At 61.3% G+C, this 9,296-nt stretch carries 5 protein-coding genes and 1 pseudogene; 3 read left to right on the top strand and 3 right to left on the bottom strand.

The genetic code is table 11. The features are described 5' to 3' along the window. Positions 1–368, top strand: a 368-nt coding sequence (locus WA317_RS18095) for an aminoacyl--tRNA ligase-related protein (RefSeq protein WP_425174348.1), incomplete at its 5' end; no start/stop codon positions are given. Here WA317_RS18095 and WA317_RS18090 read toward each other — a convergent pair. The 3 genes and pseudogenes from WA317_RS18090 to WA317_RS18080 all read right to left on the bottom strand — a co-directional run. After that, positions 365–583, bottom strand: a pseudogene (locus tag WA317_RS18090) (DUF2834 domain-containing protein); the annotation flags it as partial. The gene WA317_RS18095 and the pseudogene WA317_RS18090 sit on opposite strands and share 4 nt — an antisense overlap. Positions 584–585: 2 nt before the next feature. Then, positions 586–924 (bottom strand): hypothetical protein, encoded by a 339-nt coding sequence (locus WA317_RS18085; RefSeq protein WP_425174347.1) that lies wholly within the window; start codon positions 922–924, stop codon positions 586–588. Further along, on the bottom strand, positions 921–2,471 hold the full coding sequence (locus WA317_RS18080) for a Rieske 2Fe-2S domain-containing protein (protein ID WP_425174346.1): 1,551 nt from the start codon (positions 2,469–2,471) through the stop codon (positions 921–923). Before WA317_RS18080 ends, WA317_RS18085 begins: the two co-directional genes overlap by 4 nt. Before the next feature lie 1,187 nt (positions 2,472–3,658). Between WA317_RS18080 and WA317_RS18075 the strand changes: the two genes are divergently transcribed. Together WA317_RS18075 and WA317_RS18070 are read left to right on the top strand one after the other, a co-directional pair. Next, complete coding sequence (locus WA317_RS18075; protein WP_425174345.1) at positions 3,659–7,000, top strand: MMPL family RND transporter; 3,342 nt, start codon at positions 3,659–3,661, stop codon at positions 6,998–7,000. Positions 7,001–8,568: 1,568 nt separating this feature from the next. Then, the coding region (locus WA317_RS18070) for a lysophospholipid acyltransferase family protein (RefSeq protein ID WP_425174344.1) at positions 8,569–9,296 on the top strand (728 nt) is incomplete at its 3' end.

Genomic DNA, 9,296 nt, shown 5'->3' with positions numbered 1-9,296 from the left:
GTTGGCAGCGACAGATGCTGGCGCTGATCGAGGTCCCCTATCGCGTGATCGACGTGGCGGCGGGCGACCTCGGCTCATCTGCGGCGCGCAAATTCGACTGTGAGGCCTGGGTGCCGACGCAGCAGGCTTACCGCGAACTCACCTCGACGTCGAACTGCACCACTTTCCAGGCGCGCCGGCTGGCGACGCGTTACCGAGACGCGACGGGCAAACCGCAGATCGCCGCGACGCTCAACGGCACGCTGGCCACCACCCGGTGGCTGGTCGCGATCCTGGAAAACCACCAGCGTCCCGACGGCAGCGTTCGGGTGCCCGACGCACTGGTGCCCTTTGTCGGAGCCGAACTGCTGGAGCCCCGAAACGCTTAGGCGCCCATGCTCGCCGGCGCCTGATCGGATCGCGCGTGGCGGCGCTGCCATTCCAAGGTGGCGAAGTAAAAGGCCAAAGCGAAGGCGAAGCTGGTGAACAGTCTGGCGAGGAAATACAGCCACGGCCGGCGCTAACCCCGTCGGTAGCCGTCGACGATGGTGAAGAGCGGCAGCAGAACGACATTGGCGATCGTGTAGTCCTGGCTGGCTTGGCTGGTCAGCGCGGGTATCGCAACAACTCGTCGAGCAGCGCGGTGAACTCTTCTGGATTTGCCGGAGTGAAGGCCGGACTCGGCCGGGTCCCGGGCACGTCGAGCGTGATCAGCGTGGACCTGAACGGCCGCCGCACGTCCAGCGGCAGCCAGCGGCGCAGATCAGAACTACCCCAGACCCGGAACCGGTGCATGAACAGACCCAACGGCTCCGCCTTGTACCCACGGACGGTGCTGAGCGCGATGACCTTCGAGGTGCCGGACGGAAAGTGGTAGCGGCGCAACGTGATTGCCTCGCGGTCCAATTGAACCAGGCCATCGTCGTAGTGCTGTGAAGCGGTCACCGCCGTGCACACCGAAGCTGGTGACCGCGGGTGGTGAGGCAGCGGCCGTCGCGCAGATCCCACTGCCACCCGTGCAAGTTGCACGTCAGCGTGTGCCCTTCCACCACTCCGAAGCGGGACAGGTCCGCTTTCAGATGCGGGCAGCGGCGCTGAAACTCCCACCCCTCCATAGTGGTCGACGCGATATCGTCGTGCGCTTCGGCGAACCAGCCGTCGGCGTAAGCGATCCGCTCGGCGGTGAGACATTTGAAAAACGTGTACAGGTACTCGTTGTAGCCCCCGACGCGCCAAGCTCTGAACCGCGTCGACAAAAAGATCGTGTTGACCCAGTCCTGCTCGTTGTCGCGTAGCAACGTGCGCACCATCTCCGGTGGAATCGCAAAGCCGTAGCGAAATTTTTCGTCGGCAATCGGCTCGCGCACAGCGCGTTTCGGGAAGTCAAGCACCACTGTCTCGGAACCTAGCACCAGTTCGACGGGGTAGCCGATACCATCGCAAATCTCATCGCTGGCAAGCATGATGGGCTCGAACGTCGCCCGCAGCGGCTCCAGCAGCGGCTCGCCGACCGATGGTGCCCAGCGGGCCTTCTCAGCGGCCAGCACCGGCGCCATCCGGGCGGCATAGTCGGCGAGATAATCAGCCTTGCCGGTCGTGAAGATGGCCTCCACCTGCTCGGCCGGCAGCGGATGACAGAGGGAATCTAGTTGTGCACCATTGAATTTCGCGGTGGAACCAGGGATCATCAGCAGTCCGCGGTCATGGCCGTGGGCGCGCATCTGCTCCAGGAAGACCATCTGGTCGGGGAAGATGTTGTCCGGTTCGCCGTGGTCGTCGTTGAGGTCGCGCAGTTCGGGGTCCAGGAAGCAGGGCGGGCCCGCTGAGGGGATGACCCAGGTGGCACCGACCTGTGCGATGTACTGGCGGGCGCGGTCCATCTGGCGTTGCCGCTTCTGGGTGCCGAACGCCTCTTTGGCGCGTGCCGGCATGTCGTAGACCATCGGGTACCAGATCGCCCCGGAAAACTGCAGCATGTGCACATCGATGTGGCCGAACTCTGAACTCAGCACGTCCAAATCCAACGGGCGTGCGTCGTTCATATTGAAAACTGTTGTCGCACCGTCGGACACCACCAACGCCGAGTCCCCGATCGGGCCGTCAGCGGGGGCCCGCAGTGCGATGATCATGATATCGAGGTCACCTTTAGGCCCGCTGATCCGCTGCTTTTCCGAGTCCGTCGTCTCGATGAAGCGGTGAAATCCAAGTTCTTGCAGCGCGTTGCGCAGGTCGGGCACCGGAAAGTCCGGTAGCAGCACCACCGCGTCCTTATTGACGTGCGCCGCAAGCAGCTTGGCGTCGAAGTGGTCGCGGTGCAGGTGCGAGACGTACAGGTAGTCGCACTCACCCAGACGGTCCCAGTCCAGCGTGCTGTTGTCCGGGAATGGGAACCACGACGCGAAGTAGGCCGGGTTGACCCATGGGTCGCACAGGACGCTGCCCGCACTGGTCTCGATCAGGAAGCCGGCGTGGCCGACGCTGGTGACCTGCACAAATGCCTTTCAAAGAGGTAAGAGCGTAAGGCGCCGCCTCGAGCTTAGCGGTAGCGCACAGCTCGAGTGCGGTGTGCGGGTCTGTCACCGTTGGATGTCGCCCGGCGGCCCGAGTCGACGCGGTTTGTGGCTAGGACTCCGCATCTCGCCTCCTGGACTAAAAACGGCGATCCAGGATGATTGATTTCGACTTACGCCGAGTTTCGTGTAGCTGGCCTTAGCTAATTTACCGGCAAGGAAACGTCACGATTAGATCACGGTTTTCCTGAGACGATTCTGATATTGACTTCCCTGCAATAAGGTCACGCCTACTACCGAGGCTCTATGACATGCGCGAAAGCGCCTTACAGAACACAACAAAAGCTACCCAGACGTCGGCACCCGCTAAGTCACCATGCGGGTACCACGCCTTAATAAGCAGCGCACCAGTTCGATTTGGCCGTTGCTGTGAAGAGGCGCAATGGATATATCCTTCGCGAACCGCGATTCCTTCTTGACTTTAGAATCGCCGCAGGTTGGCGCATCGATCGGGTTGACCACAAACAACCACGAAAGCTTTCCGGACTTTCCGCTGCGACTCGGTAACTCGTATCCAGTTCCGATGAAATCCTTGTATGCCCGCGTCGCCGAAGGCCTCGGCGCAGCGCCGCCGCGCAACATCACTCATGGTTGACTTACGGCCCGAATTGGAAAATGGGGCGACCGGGCCCCGCGGAATTTCGTTGCCTAAGTTAAAGATGCAACGCCTGCCCGATCTATGGATTTCAGAGTTTCTTAGGCGCGAATACAACACCAAGAGGCGGCATTCCGCCAACGGCCTGCTGCCATCGGTTCCGCTACGAACACAAGAAAAACGTGGCCCGGATGACTTCGAATCGCAGGGCGGCACGAACCCGAGGGAAGGCGGCAGCACCGCAGCTGTCCATTCAGACCTCGCCGCGCTAAGCGACGGGGCGACGCCTCCGGCCTCGCAGCGATCGGTGGGCGACGGCCCTACCAGGTCCGCACTTGACCGCGGAGCCTCTGCAGCCCCCCAGGCACAGCGGAACGGCCGGCACCGGCGGCCCTGGCTGCCCGAACGCGTGGTGCTCAACCAAAGAGCCCATCAAATCAGGTCGCTACGGTTCTTCAAGAGGATTACCGCACCGGGAACCGGGGGTGTTTTCCAACGGCTGGGCGATTTGGTAGTGCGGTGGCCGCTGCTTGTCATCGGGGTATGGGTGGCGCTCGCGGTCGTCCTGTCGATGACGTGCCCATCCTTGGACGACATGATCGAGGAACATCCAGTCGCTTTTCTGCCGACCAACTCCCCAGTGTCGGTGACGACGAATCAGATGACCGAGGCGTTTCACGATAAAGGGACCGACAACATCCTGCTCGTGGTCCTGACCGACGAAAAGGGGCTGGGACGCGCCGACGAAGGCGTTTACCGCACACTGGTCGACAACCTGCACAAGGACACTCGACACGTCGTGATGCTGCAGGATTTCCTCAGCACACCTCCCTTGCGCGACGTCATGACCAGTAAAGATGGCAAGGCATGGATGCTGCCGGTGGGCCTCGCCGGCGAGTTGCGCACAGCGCAGTCCTACGTTGCCTACAAGCGAGTCGCGCGCCTCGTCAAACAGACCTTCAGTCAGAAACCAGCGGGATCCACGCTGACCGCGAACCTGACGGGACCTGCGGCCACCGTCGTTGACCTCACTGATATCGGTTGGCTAGATCAGGAAAACATCGAACTCGCGCTAACCATCATGTTGGCCACCATCCTGATGATCGTTTACCGAAACCCGGTCACCATGATGCTGCCGTTGATCACCATCGGCGCGTCCCTGGTGACTGCACAGGCCATTGTGGCTGGACTCGCCCAATTGGGCGTCGGCGTTTCCCCGCAGACCATAGTGTTTCTCAGCGGGATGATGTCCGGAGCGGGCACAGATTATGCCGTCTTTCTCATCAGTCGCTACCACGACTACGTGCGGCTCGGCGCGGATTCGGATCAAGCGGTAAAGAAAGCGTTGGCGTCGATCGGCAAGGTGATCGCGGCGTCAGCGGCCACCGTGGCCGTCACCTTTCTCGGGATGGTTTTCGCACGGTTGGGAGTGTTTTCATCGGTCGGTGTAGCTTTGTCGGTCGCCATCGGCGTCGCGTTCTTGGCTGCGGTGACTCTGCTCCCGGCCATCCTGGTGCTCACCGGTCGACGTGGTTGGATCAAGCCGCGCCGCGACCGCACCACCCGTTTCTGGCGGCGATCGGGAATACGGATTGTCCGCCGGCCCAAGATCCATCTGGTCGCGAGTTTGCTAGTGCTGATCCTGTTGGCCAGCTGCGCAAGCCTGGCCCGCTACAACTACGACGATCGCAAGACGCTGCCGCGCAGGGTCGAGAGCGGCATCGGATATATAGCGATGGACCGTCATTTCCCGATCAACGAATCCATTCCGCAGTATCTCGTGATCCAATCCCCGCACGACTTGCGAACGCCGACGGCGCTTGCCGACCTAGAGCAGATGGCGCAGCGGATCAGTCAGCTGCCCGGTGTCGCGATGGTACGGGGAATCACCCGCCCCACCGGCCAATCACCAGAAGAGGCCAGAGCGACGTTCCAGGCAGGCATGGTCGGCGACAAGCTCCACGACGCCTCCGGCGCGATCACCGACCACACAGGTGACCTCACCACGCTGACCAAGGGCGCCAACCAGCTGGCCGACAGCCTCGGCGACATCCGCGGCGGGATGATGCAGGCAATCGGCAATGTCGGCGGGCTCGTCGACCTCCTCGCTTACCTGCAAAACCAGTTCGGTGGAGAAAAGACTCTCAAGGACATCGACACCGCCGCCAAACTCGTCACCAGCATGCGCAGCCTGGGTGACGCCCTCGGCGTGAACCTCTCAGATGTCGCGGGCGCCTCCGACTGGGCCGGCCCGCTGTTGACCGCCCTTGATGCCAGCCCCATTTGCGCCGCCGACCCCTCCTGCCAGGACTCGCGCAGCCAGTTGCAGCGCCTGGTCACCGCCCAACAGGACGGGACTTTCGACAAGGTCATCGGTCTGGCTCGACAGCTGCAATCGACACAGGGCACGCAAACCCTGGGGTCGGCGGCGCAGGCTTTGCGGGAAGCACTCAACACTGCCACCGACGCCATGCGCTCGTTGGGCGGCGGCGACCCCGGTGGCATCCGGGGGCGCTTGGCCGAGCTGCGACAGGGTGCCGAACAACTCGCCGAAGGCAGCCGGCAATTGGCCAACGGTGTGAAAGAACTGGTCGAGCAGACCAAAAAGATGGGCGTCGGACTCAACGAGGCGTCGGGATTTCTGTTAGCGATGAAGTACGACGCGTCGAAGCCTTCGATGTCCGGCTTCTACATTCCGCCGCAGGTACTGACTCGGGATGACTTCAAGGAAGCCGCCTCGGCTTTCGTCTCACCCGACGGACACACCGTGCGTTACTTGGTACAAACCGACCTCAACCCGTTCAGCACCCAGGCTATGGATCAGGTCAATTCGATCACTAGGACCGCGCGAGGAGCTGAACCGAATACCGAGCTGGCCGGCGCATCGATGTCGATCGCGGGATACACCGCAACGCTTCGAGATATGCGGGACTACTACAACCACGACATCAGATTCATCATCGTCGTGACCGTCATGGTGGTGCTGCTGATTTTGATCGCCCTGCTGCGCGCGCTGGTCGCACCGCTCTATCTGATCGGTTCAGTGGTGATTTCCTACCTGGCCGCACTTGGCATCGGCGTCATCGTGTTTCAAGGCGTGCTCGGCCAACAATTGCATTGGAGCTTGCCGGGCTTGACCTTCATCATTTTGGTCGCGGTGGGCGCGGACTACAACATGCTTCTTATTTCTCGGATCCGGGACGAATCTCCGCATGGCATACGTTCCGGTGTGATACGCACCGTGGGCTCGACTGGTGGTGTGATTACCGCGGCCGGTCTCATCTTCGCGGCATCAATGTTCGGTCTGCTGTTCGCCAGCATCAGCACGGTCATCCAATGCGGCTTCGTCGTCGGGATCGGGATTCTGATGGACACCTTCGTGGTGCGCACCATTACAGTGCCAGCCATTGCGGTCCTGGTCGGACGGGCAAACTGGTGGCCGTCACGATTGTGGCCGAGGCGGCCACGGTCGTCGACCGGCGGCCAATCACGTGTTGCTACGCCGCGCCGGCGTACGGCCGGTCCGAGTCCCGCGCCGACGAGTTCCCCGACCCATCAGCCACGGTCTAAACCACCCCAATTAGTAGCGCAGCGAAAGATCCCGGCAAGTCCACGAATTCGGCCATTGTCCGCGGCCAACGCGGTCACCTGTTCGAAGAGACCCTGCAATAACAACTGGAAAGGAAGAAAAAATGCACAACACATCCAAGTCCGTCAAACTGGCAGCTGGGGCGCTCGCGGTCGCGTGGGCGGTTTTCGGATTGACCGCTTGCGGTTCCAGGGGTGGTGGGCAAAAGCTCATGAACGCACCGAGCCCGAACTTCGGAAGCTCGAGCGCACAGTACGAGGCCCCTAGCACGCTCAAATAGGATACTTCGCGATCAACATCCGTTCCTATGAGGGGAAAGTGTCCCGCACGGGTTCGACGAGCGCCGGGGGTGTAATCCCCCGGCGATTCGCCCCTCAACTTCACCGCTACAAGCCCGCGATGAAGTCAGGGCCTTGACGAGTCCCTAACCAAACCGGCGCCTCTGCCGGCGCGGGATAATGTCCGATCGGCGCCGATTGCGCTTATGTCGTACCAAGACTATGAAGTTTGGTGCGTGCAAATATGTTCGGCGCAAATTTTAGTCGTCGGTGTGACATATAACTTACCCCCGCTGTCTCCGATGTGAGCAAGAGTCCGTCGGCTGTCCTTATTTGCGAGGTCGTTACGTCTATTCGCAACTGTGGGTCCCGAAATTGTGGACCAGCATATTCCGTACACCACGGCGGCGTAGGGCCGGTTCAAGTCCTGCGCCACGAGAGTTACTCGACCGTCAGCCACCGTATAAATCAGCAAGTAACAGCGCCGCAAAAATCCGAAATAAATTTTCGATTACCGGCCATAACACGAGGTCACCGCGGTAAGCTCTTGACACCATCCAACAAGGAATGGAAAGGAAGAAAAGAATGGGTATACACATCACCTCCAAGTCCCTCAGGCCGGCAGTCGGGGCGCTCGGGATCGCGTTCATAATGGGCGCGCCGATAGGCGGCTGCGGACATCATGTCGTCTCCCGCGAACTCAACATGGGTCCCTCAAGCGCACAGTTCGAGATCGGTCACACAGTCAAATAGGACTGTTCGGATTTCCCGCCGACCTCGCGCCGATAGCAAATCGCTGAACGCGGTTGTCTCGAACGACCGCCGACCCTCAAGGGCACCTGCTCGGCGGTGAGCAATCGGCGGGCAACACCTACGACAGGTCGACACGCAACTAAGCGTTGTCGGGCTGAATCCTGTCAATCAACAACCAGTGAAAAGGAAGAAAAAAATGCGCACGTACATCAGCTCAAAGTCACTCAAACGGGCAGCCGCGACGCTCGTGCTGGCCGTCTCCGTCGTGTCGGCGGGTTTCGGATTGACCGGATGCGGTTCGCATGGCGGCGGTATGGACGGTGGCGGTGGCGTGACCCAGCCGAACAAATAGCGCACCGTTCGAAGTTGGTCACACGGTTGAAAAGGCTTTGATGAGCGCCGGGGGCGCGAATCCCTCGGCGACTCATCATCCCCTTAACTTCACGGCCGCAAGCCGGCGCTGAAGATCACACCATGACGATTCACCGGATTGGGCTTCAGCGCCGGTAATACCAGATCGACGCGGTTGCGCTTATGCCGCCGCAAGGCGACCATGTCGGTTCATCCCTGTGCGTGTGTGCTTCCGATACGTGCGGCACACAATGGGGCTCACATCTATACCGTTGAAGTGTGAGCGTGCCGATGACGGCTCCATCACACGATTTTCAGCACCCTCCGTAGTTACCAACTCGGCGGAGAGCGCTTCGAGCCCGGATTGCGGAAGCTCACCGGCGGTGAGGTCATGGTCACCCGTTTTCTGTGTCAGGGAAGGTGCACGGCCAGCGACCACTAGGCTTGACGACTGTGGAACCGGTATACGGAACGATCATCCAGTTCGCCCGTTTGGCCTGGCGTTTGCAGGGGTTGCGGTTCACCGTGCGCGGCGTCGAGAATTTGCCTCCGACCGGCGGCGCCGTCATTGCCATCAACCACACCGGTTATTTCGACTTCACCTTCGCCGGTTTGCCCGCCTACCGGCAGGGCCTGGGGCGCAAGGTGCGGTTCATGGCCAAACAGGAAGTGTTTGACCACAAATTCACCGGGCCCATCATGCGTCGTCTCAAGCACATTCCGGTGAACCGGGGCAGCGGCGCCGCTTCCTTCGACGCGGCAGTCCAGGCACTCAAGGCCGGCGAACTGGTCGGCGTGTATCCGGAGGCCACCATCAGCCGCAGCTTCGAGATCAAGGAATTCAAGTCCGGAGTAGGCCGGATGGCCATCGCGGCAGATGTGCCGATCATCCCGCACATCGTGTGGGGCGCTCAACGGATCTGGACCAAAGACCACCCGAAGAAGCTGTTGCGGCCCAAGGTGCCGATTGCGGTAACCGTCGGCGAACCTATCGAGCCGACGTTGCCCGCACAGGAGCTGACCGCGTTGTTGCACACCCGCATGCAGCACTTACTGGAACAGGTTCAGGAAAGCTACGGATCGCATCCAGCCGGTGGCTTCTGGGTCCCGCACCGGCTCGGCGGCGGTGCTCCGTCGCTGGTCGACGCCGCGCGGCTGGACGCCGAGGAAGCGGACCGGCG

It is taken from the genome of Mycobacterium sp., assembly GCF_049802695.1.
In the GTDB taxonomy this organism is placed as follows: domain Bacteria; phylum Actinomycetota; class Actinomycetes; order Mycobacteriales; family Mycobacteriaceae; genus Mycobacterium.
This window is presented reverse-complemented; position numbering and strand designations above follow the sequence as displayed.